The 20728-nt window shown below is 56.4% G+C and carries 14 protein-coding genes; 4 read left to right on the forward strand and 10 right to left on the reverse strand.

Annotated features, from left to right (window positions below; translation table 11 throughout):
• Positions 1-11: 11 nt before the first annotated feature.
• The gene (locus Q1A74_RS11010) at positions 12-230 is read right to left on the reverse strand and encodes a DUF2007 domain-containing protein (protein WP_299595744.1); all 219 of its coding nucleotides are present in this window, start codon (positions 228-230) and stop codon (positions 12-14) included.
• Between the two features lie 257 nt (positions 231-487).
• Positions 488-2245, reverse strand: a complete 1758-nt coding sequence (locus Q1A74_RS11015) for a diguanylate cyclase (protein WP_299595746.1) — start codon at positions 2243-2245, stop codon at positions 488-490.
• Between the two features lie 407 nt (positions 2246-2652).
• Here Q1A74_RS11015 and gcvP point away from each other — a divergent pair, with 407 nt between their 5' ends.
• Positions 2653-5544: an aminomethyl-transferring glycine dehydrogenase gene (gene gcvP / locus Q1A74_RS11020; RefSeq protein WP_299595748.1), complete on the forward strand. Its 2892-nt coding sequence runs from the start codon at positions 2653-2655 to the stop codon at positions 5542-5544.
• Positions 5545-5634: 90 nt separating this feature from the next.
• Here the strand turns inward: gcvP and Q1A74_RS11025 are convergent, their stop codons facing one another.
• From Q1A74_RS11025 to purU, 3 genes are all read right to left on the reverse strand, one after another.
• Entirely contained in the window at positions 5635-6369 is a 735-nt protein-coding gene (locus Q1A74_RS11025; RefSeq protein ID WP_299595750.1) for an MHYT domain-containing protein, read from the reverse strand.
• A 91-nt stretch (positions 6370-6460) separates the two neighbouring features.
• A complete protein-coding gene (locus Q1A74_RS11030; RefSeq protein WP_299595752.1) occupies positions 6461-6865 on the reverse strand; it encodes a hypothetical protein in 405 nt (134 codons plus the stop codon).
• 18 nt (positions 6866-6883) lie between these two features.
• The gene (gene purU / locus Q1A74_RS11035) at positions 6884-7720 is read right to left on the reverse strand and encodes a formyltetrahydrofolate deformylase (protein WP_299595754.1); all 837 of its coding nucleotides are present in this window, start codon (positions 7718-7720) and stop codon (positions 6884-6886) included.
• Between the two features lie 130 nt (positions 7721-7850).
• Between purU and pepQ the strand changes: the two genes are divergently transcribed.
• On the forward strand, positions 7851-9161 hold the full coding sequence (gene pepQ, locus Q1A74_RS11040) for a Xaa-Pro dipeptidase (protein WP_299595756.1): 1311 nt from the start codon (positions 7851-7853) through the stop codon (positions 9159-9161).
• Between the two features lie 89 nt (positions 9162-9250).
• Here the strand turns inward: pepQ and Q1A74_RS11045 are convergent, their stop codons facing one another.
• From Q1A74_RS11045 to metE, 3 genes are all read right to left on the reverse strand, one after another.
• Complete coding sequence (locus Q1A74_RS11045; protein WP_299595759.1) at positions 9251-10567, reverse strand: hypothetical protein; 1317 nt, start codon at positions 10565-10567, stop codon at positions 9251-9253.
• An 80-nt stretch (positions 10568-10647) separates the two neighbouring features.
• Positions 10648-13272, reverse strand: coding sequence for a TonB-dependent receptor (locus Q1A74_RS11050; RefSeq protein ID WP_299595761.1), 2625 nt, complete (start codon positions 13270-13272; stop codon positions 10648-10650).
• A 214-nt stretch (positions 13273-13486) separates the two neighbouring features.
• Positions 13487-15739 carry a 5-methyltetrahydropteroyltriglutamate--homocysteine S-methyltransferase gene (metE, locus tag Q1A74_RS11055; protein WP_299595763.1) on the reverse strand — a complete coding sequence of 751 codons (2253 nt, stop codon included), beginning with the start codon at positions 15737-15739 and terminating at the stop codon, positions 13487-13489.
• 129 nt (positions 15740-15868) lie between these two features.
• Between metE and Q1A74_RS11060 the strand changes: the two genes are divergently transcribed.
• The gene (locus Q1A74_RS11060; RefSeq protein WP_299595765.1) at positions 15869-16786 is read left to right on the forward strand and encodes a LysR family transcriptional regulator; all 918 of its coding nucleotides are present in this window, start codon (positions 15869-15871) and stop codon (positions 16784-16786) included.
• A gap of 20 nt (positions 16787-16806) precedes the next feature.
• Here Q1A74_RS11060 and Q1A74_RS11065 read toward each other — a convergent pair whose 3' ends face one another.
• Both Q1A74_RS11065 and Q1A74_RS11070 read right to left on the reverse strand, forming a co-directional pair.
• A complete protein-coding gene (locus Q1A74_RS11065) occupies positions 16807-17484 on the reverse strand; it encodes a Fe2+-dependent dioxygenase (RefSeq protein WP_299595767.1) in 678 nt (225 codons plus the stop codon).
• 33 nt (positions 17485-17517) lie between these two features.
• On the reverse strand, positions 17518-19773 hold the full coding sequence (locus Q1A74_RS11070) for a TonB-dependent siderophore receptor (RefSeq protein ID WP_299595769.1): 2256 nt from the start codon (positions 19771-19773) through the stop codon (positions 17518-17520).
• A gap of 306 nt (positions 19774-20079) precedes the next feature.
• Between Q1A74_RS11070 and Q1A74_RS11075 the strand changes: the two genes are divergently transcribed.
• On the forward strand, positions 20080-20628 hold the full coding sequence (locus Q1A74_RS11075; protein WP_299595771.1) for a cytochrome b: 549 nt from the start codon (positions 20080-20082) through the stop codon (positions 20626-20628).
• The last annotated feature ends 100 nt before the right edge of the window (positions 20629-20728 follow it).

The following is a 20728-nucleotide window of genomic DNA, read 5'->3' on the forward strand; positions in this document are numbered from 1 at the left end:
AGGCCATTCGGTCAGGCGCTTTCTCCGGAAAGCGCCTGCTGTAAAACCTGCTGAGCTTTGGCCAGCTCGGAATCCCGAATCAACCAGAGTTCAGAATTCCAGTCCAGCCCGCCCTGGGCCACTTCGACCCGGGTTTTCTGGGTCAGTACGGAATAGCCCGCCGACTCCAGTAAATTGCGCAGATAACTACCGAGAAGTTGATCGTTGGTGGTGTATATTTTGCTCGCCATTGTGCGACTGGTTAACCTTTCTTCACCGGGCTTTTGACCCGGCCTGCCCGACGCTGCGGATGTCACAGCGACTTCACTTTCCTGTTCACTTGGTTTGTCGCTCATTTCGCGCCCAAGGGTACATCGGTGCAAAATTCGCGCGCAGGATCAATATAAAGATAGACCAGCGACGCAGTGAGCGCCGGCAAAACCGCAAAAACAGTCCGCCACCTGGCGTGCTCGAGACCGGTGATTGGCCAGTGAATAGAAAGTCAGCGCTAACGCGGTTTCGAGGTCACCAGTTCCAGCGGCTTCAATGTGCCCTTGCCGGGAATGGAATGATTGGGGGATTGAGCAATCTGCTCTGAGAGGTTCGGCAGGTCGGGGGTATACAGCTGGTATTTGTTTTTTCCATGGCGCTTGGCGTGGTACATGGCCAGGTCGGCTTTCTGCAAAATCGCCTCCAGGGTTTCGGCCTGCTCATCAATCGCGACCACGCCCACACTCATGGTGACGGTCACCAGGCTGTCATCAATTTTTACTGGCTGCGCCACCGTATTCAGCAGTTTTTCGGCGAGTGTGCGGTAAGCGTCTGGCTCTTTAATATCTCGCACGAACACGCAGAACTCGTCACCGCCCAAGCGCGCGACGATATCACCGCAGCGCATCACACTCAGTAAACGCCGCGCAATCACATTCAGCAGTTCATCACCGCCCTGGTGCCCCAGGGTGTCGTTGACCTGCTTGAAGTCGTCCAGGTCGATAAAAAAGAGGTAGCCACACTCGGGGACAGGCAGCGGCTGGTGCCGCGCAAGCTCCAGGTAGAATTCCAGCTGTTCCAGCAGGCTGTACCGGTTGTCGAGGCCGGTCAGGCTGTCGTGCATGGCGATCTGCTCGAGCTGGGCGGTCTTGCGGCTCACCATGTCGTTCATATCTTCCAGCTGGTCACACACCGTCAGCCCGGTATTGTCCAGCACGTCCAGCTCGTCGAATTTATCCAGGGGCTTCTTCACCGGACGGATCAACTGCCGCGCATCACTGAAGCGGCCATTCGTGAGAAGTGGCAGCGCTTGGGCAAGGCGGCGCAAGCGCACGATCGGGCGCCACAGGGTGCCGGCCACGGCCGCACTGAAAATCAATGCTCCGAGCACCGAAAACAACAGCAGCAGTTTCAGTGATTCGTCGATGTGCTCCACCTGCCCCGACACATCCTCCACAAAGACAAACTGCGCACCGTGATCGTCCACATCTATCCGCATGGTGCGAATGTCGAACTGACGGTTGTCCTGTTCGTACACCCGCTTTCGCTGTAGCCCGGCAAGATCGGACACTTCACCCGACACCCGGGTAAGCAGTGGCAATACCCGCTCGCGCGAGGTCAGGGAGAGCACCTCCCGGTGCCAGCCGGCCAGATACTTGCTGCCGGCCTCATCCGGCGCCACTTCGCGTTCCGCGGAAAGAATGCCAATATCCGAGCCGGTCATTTCGCGGAAGCGGCGCAGCTGGTTTACCAGAGGCCGGTCCACCTGCAACACATAATCGCCGCCGCGGGCGCGCATGGGTACCGACAGGCTCTGCACGCACGTATGCTCACAGTGCACAAGTTCCAGCGGCTGGCCGCGCAACAGAACCTGGCTCACCTGCTCTGGGCTCAACTCGCTGTGGGGGGAGCCCCAGCTCAATATGGACTTATCGCCCCCGTCGTAGACCTTGAGCGAATGCAGCTCCCAGCTGTGCTGCAACAGCTCCCACTGGCGGTCCATGGCTTTGCGCAATTCGTCACGGGAGGAGATCCGCCCGCGCGGGCTCAGGGCGATCAGTTCGGCGAGGCGCGCCATTTCCTGGCGGGACTGCTGCAACAGACCCGATACCTGAAACTGGAAGTTGAGATGGCGGTGTTCGCGGCTTTTTGCCAGCAGGGATTGCAGGCTGCCGTTGCCCAGAAGAATAAAGAAAAGACACATCGCCACTACCAATAGCAGCGAGAACAGGCAGGCTTTGAAGCGCAGGGTATTGAGTCTGGCCGTTTGCAACACGTTGAAGCCCCAAATTCCGTGGGTTTTGCGGTCTGAGCAGGAAGGTGAGCGAGGCGGTCCATTGCGGCCCTGCCCATTCCGTGCCGAGACTGGGATCCTTCCCGGTCCACTTTGTTATTCAACCAGTATGGCGCACATCTGTATTTGCGCTAATGAATGCTCCGCCACGCAGAACAAAATAACGCCACCCAACGCAAAACAGGATATATGTCACATATTTGACCCGCAAACAGCACAGATTTGACCAGTTTGAGCACCAATTGCCCGCAATCCACACCGTTGCTAAGATGCGCGCCGGCCAATTTTGCTATTTTTACCGGTACCTTGTTTCAACTGCAGGTTTTAACCGCAGGTCTACACAACAGCCCGCCGGCAACACATTCAGTGTTTACAGGAATCCAACCACCATGACCCAGCCTTCCCTCAAGCAGTTGGAACAGCACGACGCCTTTATCCGCCGCCATATCGGCCCGGACGCCGCGCAGACCAAAGCCATGCTCGACACCCTTGGTGTTAACAGCCTGGACGAGCTGATTGAAAAGACCGTGCCCACCTCCATTCGCAAGTCCGACGATCTGGATCTGGCGGAAGCGGTGGACGAGCAGGAAGCGCTGGCGGAATTGAAAGCCCTGGCGAGCCGCAACAAGGTGTTCCGCACCTTTATCGGGATGGGCTATCACGACACCATCACCCCCAACGTGATCCTGCGCAACGTGCTGGAAAACCCGGGCTGGTACACCGCCTACACCCCCTACCAGCCAGAAATCGCCCAGGGCCGCCTTGAGGGCCTGCTGAACTTCCAGCAGATGATCATGGACCTCACCGGCATGGAACTGGCCAACGCCTCTATGCTGGACGAAGGCACCGCGGCTGCGGAAGCCATGGCCATGTGCAAGCGCCAGGTGAAGCGCAACAAATCCAACGTCTTCTTTGTGGACGCTGACTGCCACCCGCAGACCATCGCCGTGGTACAGACCCGCGCAGAACACTTCGGTTTTGAAGTGGTTGTCGGCAACCCGGAAACCGAGCTGCCAGAAGAACTGTTCGGCGCCCTGTTCCAGTACCCGGGCTCTACCGGTGTGGTACGCGACCTCACCGATCTGATCGGCAAAGTCCACGACGCCGGCGCCCTGGTGACAGTAGCGGCAGACCTGATGAGCCTGGTCGCCCTGAAAGCCCCCGGCGACATGGGCGCAGACGTCGTCGTCGGCTGCAACCAGCGCTTCGGTATCCCCATGGGTTACGGTGGCCCGCACGCCGGTTTCTTCGCCTTCCGCGAAGCCTACAAGCGCTCCGCCCCCGGCCGCATTATCGGCGTCTCCGTAGACAGCAAGGGCAAGCGCGCCCTGCGTATGGCGATGCAGACCCGCGAGCAGCATATCCGCCGCGAGAAGGCCAATTCGAACATCTGTACCTCCCAGGTACTGCTGGCGGTGATGAGCGCCTTTTACGCCGTCTACCACGGCCCCGAAGGCCTGAAGAACATCGCCGCGCGCATCCAACGCCTCACCGATATCCTCGCCGCCGGCCTGAAAGAAAAAAGCCTGAGCCTCACCCACGACAGCTGGTTCGACACCCTCACCGTTTCCGTGGGCGACAAGCAGTCTGCCATTTTTGATCGCGCCATCGCCGCGGAGATCAACCTGCGCAAGGTGGGCGACGACGCCCTGGCGATGAGTCTGAACGAAACCACCAACCTGGCGGACGTTTCCGAGCTGCTCAACATTTTTGTTGGAGGCGAGCACGGCCTGGACCTGGATAAAATCGACAGCGCGCTGTCCGCCAACGGCGTCGCCGGCGTGCCCGCCAGCCTGCAGCGCAACACCGATTTCATGACCCACCCGGTATTCAACACGCACCACTCAGAAACCGAGATGCTGCGCTACCTGAAGACCCTGGAGTCCAAAGACATCGCACTGAACCACAGCATGATCCCTCTGGGTTCCTGCACCATGAAGCTGAATGCCACCGCGGAAATGATCCCGGTGACCTGGCCGGAATTCGGCAAGCTGCACCCGTTTGCACCGGCGGACCAGGCCGAAGGCTACCGCGAAATGTTCAGGCAGCTGGAGCAGATGCTCGCCGCCTGTACCGGTTACGATGCAGTGAGCCTGCAGCCCAACGCCGGCTCCCAGGGTGAATACGCTGGTCTCGTCGCGATCAAAAAATACCTGGAAGCCAAGGGCGAAGGTCAGCGCGATATCTGCCTGATCCCCGCTTCCGCCCACGGCACCAATCCCGCCTCGGCGATGATGGTGAGCATGAAAGTGGTGGTGGTTGCCTGCGATAAAAAAGGCAACGTGGATGTAGAAGACTTGAAAGCGAAGGTGGCCGAACACGGCGACCGCATCGCCGCCCTGATGGTCACCTACCCGTCTACTCACGGTGTGTTCGAAGAAGGCATCCGCGAAATCTGCGAGCTGATCCACGACGCCGGTGGCCAGGTGTACATCGACGGCGCCAACATGAATGCCCTGATCGGCGTTGCCGCACCGGGCAAGTTTGGTGGCGATGTGTCCCACCTGAACCTGCACAAGACCTTCTGTATTCCCCACGGTGGCGGTGGCCCCGGCATGGGCCCGATCGCCGTTGGCGAACATCTGAAGCCCTACCTGGCCGGCCACCCGGTCACCGAAGTACCGGGCAACGATCCAGTCAACGGCACCATTTCTGCCGCACCCTGGGGCTCGGCCAGTATCCTGCCAATCAGCTGGATGTACATCCGCATGATGGGCAAACAGGGTATGAAACTCGCCACCGAGACCGCGATTCTGAACGCCAACTACATGGCGAAGAAACTCAGTGAGCACTACCCGCTGCTGTACAAAGGCAGCAACGGATTTATCGCCCACGAGTGCCTGATCGACCTGCGCCCACTGAAAGAAACCAGCGGTATTACCGAAGAAGACATCGCCAAGCGCCTGATGGACTTCGGCTTCCACGCGCCCACCATGTCCTTCCCGGTCGCCGGCACGCTGATGATCGAGCCTACGGAATCCGAAGCTCAGGAAGAACTGGATCGCTTCGTCGAAGCCATGGCGACCATTCGCCAGGAAGCGGAAGATGTCGCAAGCGGTAAATACACTGCGGAAGACAACCCCCTGCACAATGCGCCGCACACCCAAGACGACGTGATGACCGACGAGTGGACTCACCCATACAGCCGCGAAGTCGCCGGCCGCCCGGCCGCGTGGTTGAAACACCACAAGGTGTGGCCCGCGTCCAACCGTATCGACAATGTGTACGGGGACCGGAATCTGATCTGTTCCTGCCCGCCGATCGAGAGTTATATGGACTGATTCTCGGGAGCGGATTCTCGAAAACGGATCGCCAGACACAAAAAAGCCGGAGCACTGCTCCGGCTTTTTTTATGAGCGCCCGCACGATACCTATTGCGGAAGCAGCACGCGATTGCGATACCAGTGATTCACCGCCAGTGCCATGGCAATAATCCCGATACTGATCACCACCGTCACCACGCCCATATACTCATCACTCAATGCGCCGGCGAAGCCTGCTTCCGGCATCACGCCGGTATGCTGGTAACTCGCCGCGGCCATCCCGGTGTAATGCATACCACACACCGCCACACCCATAATCAACGCACTGCCCAGCTTCTGCCACACGCCGTGCAGGTGAAATGCCATCCACAGCGCCGCAAATGCAGCCGCTACGGCAATCACCACGGAAATGATCAGGATATTGAGGTTGTACTGGATCTCTGCGGGCATCAGCATCGCTTCCATGCCCATATAGTGCATACCCGCAACGCCGATGCCCGTAAGGATGGACGTGGGCAGGAGCTTATCAATGGTGAAACGCCCAGTACCCACAATGGCGAGGCCACCGGTGCAGGCGGCCACGGCAATCACTACCGAAAGCAGTGTCTTGAACACATCGTACGACATCGGCATATGCGATTTCAGGGCCATCATGCCCACAAAATGCATCGACCAGATGGCACCGCCACCCAGCGCCAGACCGGCCAACCCGATGGCGCGCTGACGGTCCACTTTCACCACAGCCTCGGTAATCCCGGTCACCAATTGCAAGGCGGCGAAGGACCCAAACACCGAAATGACATAAGAAAGCGCTACCAGCGGCAGGCTGTACTGATCGAACATAGAGAATCCCCAAGAAGTCGCGCGAGCGAGAAGCGGGGGATTGTACGGACTTGGGGGAGTGACGGATCAGTCTTAACGAAAAATTACCCGATTATCGGGTTGCCGGGTCGCGGCACTCGCCGCGCACCTCACCACCGAGCTGAGACACGACCCGATCGATCACAAAATACCCATCGCGGCAGAAGCCGGTTTCTTTCAACTTCAGCTCCAGCGCATAGTCAAAGTCCAACCGCTGGCCCCGGCTTGCGCGGCCGCGATTCATATCCTGCTGCCGAACCATACCGCCACGCATGGTGGGGCTTTCGGTATAGGGCCCACGGATCTGCGGTGTGGCCATTTCCAGGGAATAGGTAAAACGCTTCGAGCCATTGGCCGCAATTTCAGTATGGAAGGATTCTTTCAGGCCCGGATTCGGCGCCTGCGGTTCGCTGGCACAACCGGCGAGAATCAGACCAGAGGAAAGGATCAAACATTTCACAGATAAACGACTAATCATGTGCTCTCCCACACCAAATTACTTGAACACCACCGTGCGGTTGCCGTGGATAAACACCCGCTCTTCCAGCACCAACTGTAACGCGCGGCTAAGCACCTGCTTTTCCACATCGCGCCCGGCGCTGGTCATGGACTCAGCGGAGTAGCCGTGGTCCACGTGAATCACGTCCTGCTCGATGATCGGCCCCTCATCCAGGTCGTCGGTGACAAAGTGAGCGGTAGCGCCGATGATTTTCACTCCGCGCTCAAATGCCTGCTGATAGGGCTTGGCGCCGATAAAAGCCGGCAGAAAGGAGTGATGGATATTGATGATGCGCTTGCTGTAGTGCGCGACAAACTGCGGCGTGAGCACGCGCATATATTTGGCAAGAATCAGATAGTCCGGCGTGTATCCATCCACCAGCTGCATCACCTGCTCTTCGTGCTGGGCGCGTTCCAGCCCTTCGGCGGGCAGCCAGTGGAACGGGATATCGAACTTCTCGACTAGTGGCTGTAGATCCTTGTGATTGCCGATTACCGCGGCAATCTCCACATCCATCGCGCCGGAATAGCACTTCATCAGGATATCGCCGAGACAGTGCGCCTCTCTGGTCACCATCAATACCAGGCGCTTGCGCCCGCTAGCCACCAGCTTGCGCGCGGCCCCGGCCGGCAGTGCCATATCCAGGTCTTCCAGCAGGGTGGCATCGTTGAAGTTGCCTTCCAGGGCGGTGCGCATAAAAAAGCGCCCCTGGACACGGTCGACGAACTCATCGTTCTTGGTAACGTTCAGCTGGTGCTTGTAACAGATGTTGGTGATCTTCGCGATCAACCCTTTGGCATCCGGGCAATCCGTCAGCAGTATCTTCTTTTCCATGGCCCAAAATCAGACTAACTATTCAGAACGCTGACTATACACTATGTGCAATCGTGTACCTGCCACGCAGGTTAATATTTGACCAATTTTTTGGTGTATCCAGTTTCTCGCAAATCGATTTAGGGGCGTTATGGACAAGCAACTCTTCAGTGAACACCTGGCCACCCTGCGCAAGCGCTACGACGATATCCTCGACCAGTGCGGTTTTGAGACCCTGAACGTCTTCAGCGGTGCGCCTTCTGTCCAGTTTCTGGATGACAACTATTACCCCTTCCGTGTAAACCCTCAGTTCAAGGCGCTGGTCCCGGTCACCGACAATCCCCACAGCTGGGTGATCTACCGCCGCGGGCAAAAGCCAAAACTTCTGTTCTACCGCCCAGTGGATTTCTGGCACTACGTCCCCCCTGCTCCCCAGACATTCTGGAGCGACGAATACGATATCGAGCTGTTGGCAAAACCGGACGAAGCCAAAGCATTTCTCACCGGTGAAAACGCAGCCTTTATCGGAGAAACCGGCAAGCTCGAAGGCTGGGAGATCGGCCAGCGCAACCCGCAGCACCTGATCGACCATCTGCACTGGGCGCGCGCATACAAAACGCCCTATGAATTCGAATGTCTGCGCGAAGCCAATCGCATCGCCGTGCGCGCACATCAGGCCGCTGAGGACGCCTTCCGCGCAGGCGCCAGCGAATTCGAAATCAACCTCGCCTACCTCAACGCCGCCGGCCAGGGCGAAAACACCATGCCTTACGGCAACATCGTCGGCCTGAATGAACACGGGGCGATCCTGCACTACACCCACCTCTCCACCGAGCAGCTGCCGGAGAGTGAACGCCGTAGCTTCCTGATCGACGCCGGTGCCGACTGCAACGGCTACTGCGCAGACATCACCCGCAGCTACGCCTATCGGCAAGGTGAATTTGCAGATCTGGTAACGGCAATGCATGAGAAAGAGCAGGAGCTGGTGGCCGGCCTGAAACCTGGTGCGTCCTATATCGAACTGCACAAAGATTGCCATCACAAAATCGGCCAGCTGCTGCAGCAGTTCGGCGTGGTCAAAACCTCCCCCGAAAGCGCGGTGGAGTCCGGCCTCACCAGAACCTTCATGCCCCACGGCCTCGGTCATTTCCTTGGCCTGCAGGTGCACGATGTGGGTGGCCATCAGACCGCACCAGAGGGCGGAACCACCCCACCACCCAGTGAATTCCCTTTCCTCCGAACCACCCGCACCATCGAGGAAAATCAGGTATTCACCATCGAGCCGGGCCTGTACTTTATCGAGAGCCTGCTGGCGGAATTGAAGGAGTCCCAGCTGGCGGATGAGGTGAACTGGGACAAGGTGGAAAAGCTGCGTCCGTTTGGTGGCGTGCGTATCGAAGACAACGCGATCGTGCATGCGGATCGGGTGGAAAATATGACGCGGGATTGTTACGGCAAGTAACTCCCTTATAGGAGCCTGCCTTGCAGGCTCCTACCAAGACAAATAACGACTGATCAATCTATCGCGGTTCAACGGACACGCAGTGATCCTTACAGCCTGACGACAAGCGGTTGCGTCCAGGCCATCTCTCTATCCCCTTTTTGATGGGGGTTCGGGTGCGCCTTGCTGGATGTAATACGAACGCGAACGTAGATTTCCTTCCCTGTCGCCTGGTACGCGGCGCTAGTCCCCTTCACGGTCTTCAGCACTCGACCAATCTCATCACTGTACGTTTTCACATGTGAGTGCTGGTGATCGGATACCTGGTTGTGGTCGTGAGGGTGCACGCGAACTTCGGGTGTCATATTGACGTCGCGTGGCGTTCCAACAAATTCGATGGTGTACTCAACACCTTTCTCCCCATCGATTTCCAGGTCGATGCGATTCTCACCAATATCCAGGCTCTTCAAGGTTACGCCGGTAGAATTGTAATAATCGCCGCGCTTGATCGCCTCCGTTATTTTGTTGGGCGTCAGCCAGGCAGAGCGAACCATAATCCAACCGCGCCCGGGGTTCGTGTGCTCTCCCCCCCAGCGGGTGTACTCATGTGCGTCATCGACCGCCACACCGTAAAGTACGCTGCGTTTCAGCTCACCGAGGCGCTTGGCCAACACAATATCCCACATTCGCTCGGCACTCTGGTGGATATCATTCCCATAGTTGGCAACGTGGGAATGACCATTGTACATTTCGAAATACCCTTCACCTTCGTCGTACTCCAGGTGGAAGAAGTCCTCAGGGGTTTGTGCAAAGTAGAAATTAGGGTGATTGAGATGTACAAACATCGGTTGTCCATACTTCTTACTCTGAGCTTTCACCATATCGAGGTTATTTTGGATGGTATCGGGGATATCCTTCCCGCCCTGCGGTGCAATGTACTCTACCGTATTCACGCCATTCATATGTATCGGGTGAGAATGAAATCGGTCGGTGATCTCTTCACCTTTGACAAAAATAAACTGGTCAGGCTCTTCGAAAAGATGACGAAACTCCTCCAGGGTTTTCAATTTAACCTGTTTCTCACCCTCCACTGTACGCTCTTCAATCCACCCCTCGGGAAAGAGCTCCCGGTATTCACGGTACGCTGACGCGACTTGGTCAGATCTTCTTTTCGGATTGGTAATGGAATACCACTTCTCGCCCTGCTGCATGATGTTGTGGTCACTTAACACCAGAAAATTATATCCGTGCTCTTTGTACCAGGCTGAAATCGTCTCAGGAGGGGAATCACCATCGCTCCACCAGGTATGAGTGTGGGTGTTACCCTTCCACCAGCGCACGCTTGGTGCATCACCATCGGCAAGAACCGAAAAAGACATGGAGAAAGCGGCAATGAAAAGCAGAATATTCCGAAATAACTTACGCATATTATTCACCGATAAATTGATTAGACTGGCCGCCCTCAATATGAGCGGCCAAAGGACTTCAAACGGACGAATTCAGAACGCTAAAAGTTATATTCATACTGAAGCCAAAACGAACGGGGCTTACCATTCCAGCCATACTGGTAGTAATAATCCCCGTCGAAACGGTCAATTTCACCACGAACACCTGCCCTGGAAACCTGTTTATCAGCACTGGCAGATGCGCGCTCGTAATAATCTTCGTCTAGGATATTCACGGCACGCATCAAGAATCGGTGATCCCGGTTAGCTCCCATGTAGTACTGCAGGGAACCATTCCAAACCAGATAATTGCCGAAGTTGAGGTCGCCACTGACACGATCGCCTTGCTCATCCACCAGACGCGACTGGGTAGATCCGGCATAGGCCCATTCCGGTCCCTGCCAGGTTGGGTTGAGTGCGAAAACCCAACGGTCCGTGGGTGTATAGGTTAACAATGCCGAAGCGGACCATTCTGGTCGCTCACTCGACTGTCGGAATTCATTGCTACCCGCACTACCCACACTGCCTGGAACCACGAATCCCAGCGATTCGCCGGTTCCCTGAGCCAGGGCACTGAGCCCGTACACGGGATTTTTCTCCAGTGACTCCATGTCGGTGAATGTGAAATCCAGTTGCCACTGGTCAAAATCAAAGGAAACGTCCAGTGTCATACCTTCAATATCCTGCACACTCAGGGTATTGAAATAGGCGGTTTCATTACCGTCAAAATATCCTGATTCGAACTGCCGGGTCGCAAATTGACAGAACTCCCCAGGGCGAACAATATTGGCAGCAAGGTCTTCACCATTAGCGCTGGCAATATCCGGGCATACGTTTTCAACCCGTGCGCTGCCAAATTGATTGTCAATCTCGGTATCGAAATACCCCAGTTCGACATTAAACGTTCCAGCCGCTATTTCTCCATTCATCCCCACACCGAAACTGAGGGTATCCACATGTTGTGCCTCAAGCCCTGGGTTGTTGATGGTATTTGAGCGTGCACCTGCTTCACTGAGTGTGGGATTGCTGTACGAGGTCCCACCGCTGGATCGGGCATAAAATCCGCCGCCGAATTCCTGACGCAGGCCAAACTTCCAGATGAATTCATCCTCGTGCATGTTGTTGAAATCCTGGCGCACCGCCACCGACGCATCCGTACTTCCGAAAACGTCAAATGAGAAACGTAGGTCTGCATAAACCCCGGTGCTTTCCACCGCGTCATCGCTCATTCCGTATACATCGTCGGAATTGTCTTTGTAGGTCACGTTTTGAACACCGAGAACCGTTTCGAAATGGTTGTTCCACGTGGTTTTCACACGGCTGTTCAGGCCGTAATCAAGGTAGCCAGCAACAAATTGGTCGGTATCGCCAAACCCTTTGGTAGGAACGCCAGAACCAAAGGAGGCAACACTCTGGATGACCGTGCCAATCGGTGCTCCAATCGGGAATGGGTTGTCGAATGTCCCGTAGGCGTTACCATTTTCATCGACATACCAACCTTCACGCGCAGATACAGCCGCAGCACCGCGATTCCCATAGGGGTTGGTCACACAGCCTGCGGACAGGGAGTCAATTCCCTCCGCGAAACTTTCAAATTCCACGGCAGTAGAAAACCCTGTTATTCCCTGATTTTGGGCCACAAGCTGGATCTCCTCCGGCAAGTCGTCCAGCTGCGGAATGTTGCAGGTTCGTACATCCACTTCAGTGTTCTTTAGTGTCGGATCCGTGTAATAGGCATCGATCGTCAAGTGGGATTTGTCGGTCAAAGCCGTTTCAAACTTCGCGTCGTAAATCGGAAATTCGGTGTAATTAGGCTGATATACGGTGGTATTGGGAAAGGAGTCCCTGAAATCAATCGTTGCCAGCTGGTAACCAAGACGTAAAGATGTATCCGCATCTACCTGCCATACGTACTTCATGCCCAACAGGTTGTATGTATACGGAAACTCGTGAAAGCCACCCAGTGCGAGCACATTGTCTACGTGCGCCTCGCGATCAAACAAAGTATGCGCATCGGTTTCATAGGAACGGCCAAACAGCATCAAAGCGTGTTCATCGCTATTAAAGAGAGGGAGAGAAACATTGCCGTACATTTCTCGAGTTTTGAAAGAACCGCCGTAAAATCCCATCTCCCCGGCGAAACCTGTCCCGGCTTCTGGCTGCTTGTAGATGACGTTTACTACACCCAGCCCCCCATTACCGCCGTAATAAAGACTCTGGCCACCGCGAAACACCTCCACGTTGTCGATCATTCGCGGGTCGATCGCCGTCGCCCCCCACAGGCTTTCCAGTGGCGTACCACGGTCAAATGTCGGCACACCATCGATCAGCAGCAGCGTATCCCGGTCGGTACCGCCGTCGAGTCGAATGGTAAATTCGCCTTCGTCTGGTGAGTAGCCGATATTAGCGCCGCGAATCAGACCAGATGCCAACTCACCGAAATTCGTGAAACCACCGGTATCAATCTCTTGAGCATCGATGACCTGAACCTGGGTTCCAAATCTGGCGCTATCAATGGCCATCTCGGTAATGCCCTGATTCATCCGGCTACCTTCGACGATAACCTCTTCGATCCCTTTACCGTTTGGTAACGATGGCTGCGGCTCGTTTTTTTCCTGTGCGAGTACCGCGCCGTTTCCGGCGAGCCCCACAACAAATAACCCTAAAGCTGGATAGACTGGATGCATAAATCCCCCTGATAAAAATTGGTCGGAAACCGTTGATTTTTTCGTGCAGGGGAGAGGCTAAGTTTCCGGGATTAAGCTGACGCTACCGGAAGATAAAGAATTGAGGTATGAGAGGTTTCAGAAGCGCAATAAAATGATGTCGTTTGTACTACATCGCTGCTTCGTTGGTTGAAATAGACGAAGTGGGCGCGTAAATACACGCCCACTTTATTCACTATCGGGATGTTTCCGCACGAACGGTACGTGCAGCCTCCACCATATTCAACAGTGCAGCCCCCACCTCTGCCCAGTTGCGGGTTTTCAGGCCACAGTCCGGGTTGATCCAGAGCTTTTCCTTGGGAATCACTTCCAGCAGTTCACGAGTACGCGCCACCAGTTCCGCACGCTCCGGAACGTTGGGCGAGTGAATATCATAAATCCCCGGCCCGATTTCATTGGGGTAGCCGCCCTGTTCTCCGGCCCTCTCCCCTTCAGAAAAAGCCTGCAGCAAGCGCAGATCGGAGCGTGCGGACTCGATGGTAATCACATCTGCATCCAGGGCTACGATCGCGTCCATGATGCTATTGAAGTTGGAATAGCACATATGCGTATGGATCTGGGTTTCCGCTTTGACTTCGCTGCAGGTATAGCGGAAGCAGCCCACTGCCCAGGCAAAGTAATCATTGTGGCCGGATACACGCAGAGGCACGCCTTCGCGCAATGCAGGTTCGTCAATCTGGATGATACCGATACCGGCGGCTTCCAGATCCAGCACTTCTTCCCGCAGGGCCCTGGCGATCTGCTGGCAGCTGACTGCACGGGGAACATCTTCACGGGGGAAGGACCAGTTCAAAATGGTTACCGGCCCGGTGAGCATTCCCTTTACCGGTTTTTTGCTCAGGCTCTGGGCGTATTCACTCCATTGCACCGTCATCGGATTCGGACGGGAAATATCACCGGCAATAATTGGCGGTTTAACACAGCGGGAGCCGTAGCTCTGTACCCAGCCGTTGCCAGTGTGAATAAACCCATCCAGTTGTTCGCCGAAATACTCCACCATATCATTGCGCTCAGCTTCGCCGTGTACCAGCACGTCCAAACCAAGAATTTCCTGGCGACGAATGGCTTCAGCAATTTCTGCGCGCAAATGCGCATCGTAATCCTGTGCAGAAATCTCCTGGTTTCGGAACTGCTTGCGCACCTGACGCAGTACATCGGTCTGCGGGAAAGAACCGATGGTGGTGGTCGGCAGAAGTGGCAGCTGCCAGCGTTCCTGCTGCACCTTGGCGCGCTCCGGGTATTTCAGTGTGCGCCAGGTATTATCCAGTTCAGCACGCACTTCCGCCTCGCTGCGACTTTCGGTTTTGCCGATGGCCGGTAAGATAGCAGCACCGGGATTCAGTGCCTGTTGCAGGGTGTTCAGTTCATCCAGCTTCTGACGACTATAAGCGAGCTTCTGCTTCTCTACCTCTGCCAGTTTGGTTTCCGTAGCCAGGTCTACCGGGCTGTGCAGCAGAGAACAGCTCGCGGAAAGCCACAGTCGGTCGCCGAGTTTTTCTGCCAACGGTGCCAGCTCCTGTTGCCAGCGGGCCAGGTCGGTTTTCCAGACATTGCGGCCGTTGACCACACCCACAGAAAGCAGCTGGTCATCGCACAGAGCAGCGGCCGCAAGTGCCACTTCTTCCGGCGCGCGCACCGCGTCGATATGCACTCCCTCTACCGGGAGGCTAAACGCGAGCGGGAGGTTTTCCCGCAGCGGTGAAAAATAGCTGGCGAGCAATAGCTTGCTACCACTGGCTTTTGCCAGCGTGTGGTACGCCGGAGCAAAAGCTTCGCGCCACTCCGGGGGCAGGTCGAGACCGAGAATCGGCTCGTCGATCTGCACCCACTGAGCGGCCGCACCAGCGAGCTGCTCAAGCAGCTGTGTGTAGCAGGACAACAGTTTTGGCAACAGACCCAGGGCATCGTCCACACCGCGGCCAAGCCAAAGGTAGGTTAACGGGCCAATCACTACCGGTTTGGCGTTGTGCCCCAGGCTCTGGGCTTCTTTGACTTCCGCCAGCAGCCATTCGGCGTCTAGGTTGAACACCTGATCGGCTGTGAATTCCGGCACCAGGTAGTGGTAATTGGTATCAAACCATTTGGTCATGGCATTGGCGGCCACCGGCTCGCCGGAGGGCGCGCGGCCGCGCGCGAGGCGGAAGTACTGGTCGAGCTTGTTATCGGCGGCGCCCTCGGTAAAGCGCTCGGGGATCACGCCAAACATCAGCGAGTGATTCAGCACCTGGTCGTACCAGGCGAAGTCGCCCACGGTCGTCAGTGCGAGACCAGCGGCCTGCTGCGCCCGCCAGTTCTGGCTGCGCACCTGCGAGCCCGCGGCCAGTAGTGCCTGCTGATCGATCTCCCCTTTCCAGTAGGCTTCCTGGGCCCGCTTCAGTTCGCGCTGCGCACCGATGCGCGGATACCCCAGAATATGTGTCTTTGCCATTCGTCCTTCCCCAATAGATCAAGCCCCGCACGACAATGCGAGATCGCTGAATTTCGAGGTTGATTCTGAGGGGCTTCTAATATTCAATCAATTTCATATTTTTTGCCCTGAACATGAAAAAACCTAAAGATGATTGAATTGCGACACCTGAGGGCCCTCACGGTCCTGCGGGAAACCGGCAGCATGGTGCGTGCCGCCGAACGCCTGCATCTCACCCAGTCGGCACTATCCCACCTGTTCCGGGAGATGGAAGATCGCCACGAGCAGGCGCTGTTCGTACGCAAGTCCCGCCCTCTGCGCTTTACCAGCGCCGGCCTGCGCCTACTGCAACTGGCGGATGACGTCTTACCGAGAGTGGCGGTGGCACAGCGGGACATTGTTCGCCTGGCATCCGGCCAGGCGGGGCGCCTGAATATCGCCATCGAATGCCACAGCTGCTACCAATGGCTGATGCCCACACTCGACGCATACCGGGACGACTGGCCCGAGGTGGAGCTGGATCTATCCAGCGGCTTCCACTTCGCGCCGCTGCCGGCGCTGGTGCGCGGCGACCTCGATCTGGTGGTCACGAGCAATCCGGATGAATCCCTGAAAGGCATTCACTACGAACCCCTGTTCAGTTTTGAAATGTGCCTGGCGATGAGCCGCAAACACCCGCTGGCAGAGAGGAAGTGGGTAACCCCGGAGGATCTGGAAGGAGAGGTGCAAATCACTTACCCGGTAGAGCGAGAGCGGCTGGATGTTTTCCAGCATTTTCTTGATCCGGCCGGGGTCGAACCGGCCTCGGTGCGCACCGCAGAACTGACGGTGATGATGGTACAACTGGTGGTCAGCGGGCGCGGCGTGTGTGCGCTACCCAACTGGGCGCTACACGAATATTTGCAGAAAGGTTTCGTCAGCCAGTTGCGACTGGGGAAGGCCGGGCTGTGGAGTACACTCTACGCGGCGGTGCGCGAAGAGATGCTGGAACAGGCTTTCTTACAGGACTTTTTCACCACCGCGCGGGATACCTGTTTCACAAACCTGAATGGTATCCGCGCCGCCTGAATACGCAGCCAATCCGAGCCTCAGGGCTCGGACCAGCGCCGCAACAGATTGTGATACACACCGGTCTGCGCCACGATCGCCTCGTGATCCCCCACCTCCTGACGCAGGCGGTTGATCGACATATCCAGATCAAACAGCAAGGTGCGCTGGCCGTCGTCGCGCACCAGGCTCTGAATCCAGAAAAACGATGAAACGCGGCTACCCCGCGTCACAGGTGTAACCCGGTGCAGACTGGTGGACGGGTACAACACCAGCGAACCCGCCGGCGCTTTAACGCGGTGTGCACCGTAGGTATCGTCGATCAGCAACTCGCCGCCGTCGTACTCATCCGGCTCGGAAAGAAACAGCGTGCAGGACAGATCGGTACGGATCTGTCCTCCGGTGGGCAAACGCCGGATGGCGTTGTCCACATGGTTGTTGAAGTGCTCCCCGCTCTCATAGCGGTTGAACAGCGGCGGGAACACCCGCTGCGGTAATGCCGCGGACATAAACAGTCCGCTCGCCGGCAAGGCTTTCAGGATGAGCTCGCCGAATTCCCGCGCCAAGGGCGAGTTTTCCGGCAATTGCCGATTCTGTTTGGCCTGCGCAGACTGATGCCCGGCGGTAACCCGGCCATCTACCCACTCCGCCTGCAACAAGGCCGCCTTCATTTCGGCGGCCTGTTGTGGGCTGAGGATTTCAGGGACTTCCAACAGCACGTTTAATGTTCCTTACAATCAATTAATCAATTGTTAGTAATTGAAGTTCAGCGACAGCAGCGCCGTACGCCCCAGGCCTGGAATGAAGTGACCACCGCCAACATAGTCGATGTACTCTTCGCCGGTCAGGTTCTGCAGATTCAACTGCGCGCTGATGGTGTTGCTGAAAGCGTAAACGCCGGAGGCTTCCAACGTCCAGTAATCCGGCGCCTGGCGAACATTGGTCGTACTGTTGTAGCGGTCGCCCACATACTGGGCGCCAGCACCCAACTGCAATTGCTCACCTATCAGATAGTTGGCCCACAGATTGAAGGTGTGGTGCGGTGAGTTGGACAGTTCATTGCCAACTTCAGCAACATTCTTACTCTTCAGCACTTCACTATCCAGGTAGACATAACCAGCATTCAGGCTGAAGCGTTCGGTAACCGCGCCGGAAGCGCCTAGCTCGATACCCTGTACTCGCTGCTCGCCTTCCAACACCAGCACATCATTGGGGTCATCCGGATCCTGGGTGCGCGCATTGGTTTTGTCGGTGCGGAACAGCGCGCCACTCAGCAACATACGGCCTTCCACCAGCTCCCATTTGGTACCCAGCTCGATGCTGCGGTTCTCTTCCGGTTCCAGGTCGGCGATACCTGGCGAACGGCTGCTGGTGGAAATCGACATACCTTCTGCAGTGGGGTTGAAGGAGGTTCCGTAACCCAGATAAATACTGCCTTCAGAAACTGGCTTGAACACAACACCGGCGCGATAACTGAGCATGGAATCTTTGCGCTCAAGTAGCGGGCTGCCGTCCGGTGTGTACTCCAGGTCAAAGCGGTCGTAACGCAGGCCGCCATTGATCTGCCAGTATTCGTCAATTTGTACCGAGTCAGAGAGGTAGGCTGCCAGCGTGGTGGACTCGCCTTCGCTGAAAGTGCCGGTACGCACATAATTTTCCAGATAGGGGTCGCTGGGGTCCGGGTTATACAGGTCTGTTGCCGGCGAATCTTCCCCGGTCACTTCCTTGGTGTAGCGCTTCTCCCCTTCCAGGCTCACTTCTGTACCCAACAAAATACGGTGCTCCCAGGGGCCACCGGCATTTACCGTCAGAGAAAGGTCGGTCACGTTGCTGAAAATGGTATTTTCCTGATCCCGATACTTGTCGTCACTACGACGAATATCCGTGCTGTCGGTACTGGCGAACCGCGGTGCCGTCACGATGGAATCGCGGCTGGTTACGCCCCAGCGGGTGGTATTTTTCAGGGTCGCGTTTTCGGTCAGGCGCTGGCTCAACTGCACGGTGCCGAGCGTCGTATCCACCTCTTCGTAATCGCGGGACTTGAGCCCGTACCAGTTATCAAAATCCACCGGCGGCGCTTCGTCCGCGTGATCTGCCAGCGGCACGTTGCTGGAGGGCACCCAGGGAATACCATAGTCCGGCGTATTGTCCTGAGACAGATGAAACAGGCCCAGATTGACCTCGGTATCGGTTTCCAGGCCAAACGCCAGTGACGAAGCCACACCCCAGCGGGAATTGTCGACGCCATCCCGGCCCGCCACATCCTGCTGGTGGGTCATGACATTGACGCGAGCCGCGGCGTTGTCGATACCGTCAAGCGTACGATTCACATCCAGGGTAGCGCGGCCGTAACTGTCACTGCCGGCAAGAATACTCGAACGGGTGCTGTCCGCCAGGCTCGCGGTTTTGCTCACCAGGTTCACCGAGCCACCGGTGGAACCGCGACCGGAGTAATCGGAAGACGGCCCTTTTACTACCTCCACCTGCTCCAGGTTGAAAGGGTCGCGGGTGTAGCCGCCGAAGTCGCGCACGTTGTCGACAAAAATATCGGTGCGGGCACTGTAGCCGCGAATGGAAAACTGGTCTCCGGGAGGAGCACCACCCTCACCCGCCTGCATACTGATACCGGAAACATTGCGCAGAACGTCGCGCAGTGTCGTCGCGGCGCGCTGCTGCATCAGGTCTTCGGAAATGATATTCACGGTCTGGGCGGTATCCAGCAGCGGGCGGGCAAATTTCACCGAGCTCGGGCTGCGCTCTTCCAGGCGATCGGTCACTTCGACCATTTCCGGTGCGCGCTCTTCTGCTCTCTCCTGCGCTGTATTCTCTTTGCCCGTCGCGTTTTGCACCTCTTGTGCCTGCGCACCGCTGATCAGGCTACCGGCAACGGCCGCTGCCATAGACAGCTGAGAAAAGCGGGAAAACTGGCCCGCCAGCGGCTTTTTACGAAAAGCATCCGTGAGATTTTGAGTGCCGAGTTGATCCGTTGTACTCGTCGGTTTGGTCATGCTTGTGCCCCAAATGTCTGGTTGTGAAGGTCAGGTTAAACTTACTGATAAGTTTTACTTATCCGGCTGATAAACCGCCAATGCGAAGCATTATCATTTAGATAAACAAAAACAACAACCCTCTCCCGCAAAATGGCGCACACTTCATCGCCCAGATCGCCCCTGCCGACTTCTGACGATTTATTAACCGAAAACTCCACATGAAAAGTAAAAGACGCTGCATTTTTTCCATACGCTCGCGCGCCGACTTAACCATCCAGCGGGGTAGACGTTAGAATTCGGCATTCAATAAAAAGGGGAATTTTTATGGCACGCGCCAACAACAGCTGGAGCCCGATACTCAAGGGCCTTCACTGGATCATCGCTATTTGTATTCTTTGCGCCTGGGGCTCAGTAGAGCTGCACGAATTCTACGAGCGCGGCGACCCGATGCGGGGCTGGTGGATGGTTTTGCACTTTTCTCTGGGCTTTACGGTACTGCTACTGGCGATGCTGCGCTTCTTCTACCGCGCTACCCACGGCCGCCCCACGCTTTACGGCAGCAAATTTCAAAAGCCGGTGTCTCTAATCGTTCAAAGCCTGATGTATATCATCATGCTCGGTATGCCTCTCACGGGCTTGCTGATGCGACAGTTTGCAGGGCGCGACACTACCCTCTTCTGGCTGTTTGACCTGCCGGCATTCGTCACTAAAAACACCGATCTCGCCAAACAGCTGGCATTTCTGCACAAAGAATTTTTGTGGAATGCCCTGCTGGTGATGCTAGTACTGCATATTGGCGGCGCGCTATGGCACCACCTGATCATCAAGGACAATACGCTGCGGCAGATGCTGCCATTCGGGAAGACCAAGTAGTAAAACCAAGTCAGTGTATCGCGGCAGAAATTCCGCAACCGGACACATAAAAAAACCGCGCCATAGCGCGGTTTTTTTATGTGCTCAATAATCAAGAGCA

This window comes from uncultured Microbulbifer sp. (assembly GCF_947504145.1).
GTDB lineage: Bacteria > Pseudomonadota > Gammaproteobacteria > Pseudomonadales > Cellvibrionaceae > Microbulbifer.

Excerpts from the sequence above, each read along its gene's own strand:
- Q1A74_RS11010 (WP_299595744.1), bottom strand. The coding sequence starts at position 230 with ATGGCGAGCAAAATATACACCACCAACGATCAACTTCTCGGTAGTTAT.
- gcvP (WP_299595748.1), top strand. The coding sequence starts at position 2,653 with ATGACCCAGCCTTCCCTCAAGCAGTTGGAACAGCACGACGCCTTTATC.
- Q1A74_RS11025 (WP_299595750.1), bottom strand. The coding sequence starts at position 6,369 with ATGTTCGATCAGTACAGCCTGCCGCTGGTAGCGCTTTCTTATGTCATT.
- Q1A74_RS11030 (WP_299595752.1), bottom strand. The coding sequence starts at position 6,865 with ATGATTAGTCGTTTATCTGTGAAATGTTTGATCCTTTCCTCTGGTCTG.
- purU (WP_299595754.1), bottom strand. The coding sequence starts at position 7,720 with ATGGAAAAGAAGATACTGCTGACGGATTGCCCGGATGCCAAAGGGTTG.
- pepQ (WP_299595756.1), top strand. The coding sequence starts at position 7,851 with ATGGACAAGCAACTCTTCAGTGAACACCTGGCCACCCTGCGCAAGCGC.
- Q1A74_RS11045 (WP_299595759.1), bottom strand. The coding sequence starts at position 10,567 with ATGCGTAAGTTATTTCGGAATATTCTGCTTTTCATTGCCGCTTTCTCC.
- Q1A74_RS11050 (WP_299595761.1), bottom strand. The coding sequence starts at position 13,272 with ATGCATCCAGTCTATCCAGCTTTAGGGTTATTTGTTGTGGGGCTCGCC.
- metE (WP_299595763.1), bottom strand. The coding sequence starts at position 15,739 with ATGGCAAAGACACATATTCTGGGGTATCCGCGCATCGGTGCGCAGCGC.
- Q1A74_RS11060 (WP_299595765.1), top strand. The coding sequence starts at position 15,869 with ATGATTGAATTGCGACACCTGAGGGCCCTCACGGTCCTGCGGGAAACC.
- Q1A74_RS11070 (WP_299595769.1), bottom strand. The coding sequence starts at position 19,773 with ATGACCAAACCGACGAGTACAACGGATCAACTCGGCACTCAAAATCTC.
- Q1A74_RS11075 (WP_299595771.1), top strand. The coding sequence starts at position 20,080 with ATGGCACGCGCCAACAACAGCTGGAGCCCGATACTCAAGGGCCTTCAC.